We start from the raw sequence: 1,225 nt of genomic DNA, 5'->3' as shown, positions 1-1,225 counted from the left end.
GGTCAGCTCGACCTGGCTCACCCTGCCCGCGAACTGGGCCGGCGGGAAGAACTCCAGCTCCTGGTAGAAGCCCAGTTCGTGCGGCACACCAGGCAGGCGCCCGGCCTCCACGTCGGCGCTGCGGAACGAGAACCCGAGCTGCCCGAACGCGTCCAGCACCTTGTTCTGCGACGGCAGCGGACCGACCAGCACCGGGTCGAGGTCACCCTTGTCCGGGGCACCCGCGACGAGCAGCTCGGTGCGCACACCCACGCTCAACCCCGGCAGCGCCGCGCCACCGACCGCGGTGATCGGCGTCTCCCACGGCACCGGCAGCTGGAACGGGATCGACACCAGCTGACCCGCCGGCACCCGCAGCCCCTGCTGCACGACCATCCGGAAGAACTCCGCGACCTCGCCACGCTCGTCACCGCCACCGAAATCGCCGAAGCCGCCGAAGCCACCGCGCTCGACCTCGACCTGGGTGACCAGCGACAACACGACCTGGCCGCTCTCGGCGTCCGAGCTGCCGCCCTGGATGCGGACCTGTCCGGTGATCGGCTGGCCGGGCACGGCGTGCGGCGAGTCCAGCACGGTGTCGACGGACGGACCACCGATGCCGAACGCGCTCAGCATCCGGTTGAACATGACGATGTCTCCTCTTTGGACGGACGGAACCGGTTTGCTGTCACCGAGCCAGTTCCATTGCGCCACCGTGTGTTCGGCGACTGTCACGTCCCAGTGTCGTGAGTTCGTCGCGTCGCTCCCAGCTGCCGGGCGTCCGGAACAACCCGCCACCCGGCTGGACTCACCCCCGCCGGTAGGTCGGCTACCTGGTCAGCTGGATCGTGGTTTCGAGCGGACGCACGCTCACCCGCTGAAAGGTTTCCCGCGTGGTTGGATCGCCCGCAGGCTCGTTCGACTGCCTGACCCACACCACGGCGATCAGAACGAGTACCGCGACCAGTGCTGCCACCAGCGGCGTGCGCTTCATGCGGTCCCCCACGTTGCTGCCGGCTTGCACAGCGAAGGGCCCCTTCGTCCACCTGGCGTGGACGAAGGGGCCCTCCTCCAGTTCACCTACTTGACCGTACCCGTGGTGACCTCGGGGGTCACGTCCGTGCTCGAAGCCTCCAGGTCCGCGTTCGCCGGGAGCGCGGCCTGCTGGTTGGAGGAGTACGACTGGGTCTGGATCAGGTAGTACTGGGCGCCGACGCGGTAGAAGATCCGCTGCTCGGTGCCGCTG

General features: G+C 68.7%; 2 protein-coding genes. Both read right to left on the bottom strand.

Annotated elements, in window-relative coordinates:
- Window positions 1-627: sporulation protein (locus DI276_RS18585; RefSeq protein WP_198680738.1), on the bottom strand; the 627-nt coding region annotated here is incomplete at its 3' end.
- Window positions 628-808: 181 nt separating this feature from the next.
- Window positions 809-973, bottom strand: a complete 165-nt coding sequence (locus tag DI276_RS18580) for a hypothetical protein (protein WP_157984797.1) — start codon at window positions 971-973, stop codon at window positions 809-811.
- Window positions 974-1,225: the final 252 nt, after the last annotated feature.

The organism is Lentzea terrae, assembly GCF_003265345.1.
In the GTDB taxonomy this organism is placed as follows: domain Bacteria; phylum Actinomycetota; class Actinomycetes; order Mycobacteriales; family Pseudonocardiaceae; genus Lentzea; species Lentzea terrae.
This window is presented reverse-complemented; position numbering and strand designations above follow the sequence as displayed.

Bases quoted from the DNA above. Each gene is read 5' to 3' on its own strand.
- DI276_RS18580 (WP_157984797.1), bottom strand. From the start codon at position 973: ATGAAGCGCACGCCGCTGGTGGCAGCACTGGTCGCGGTACTCGTTCTG.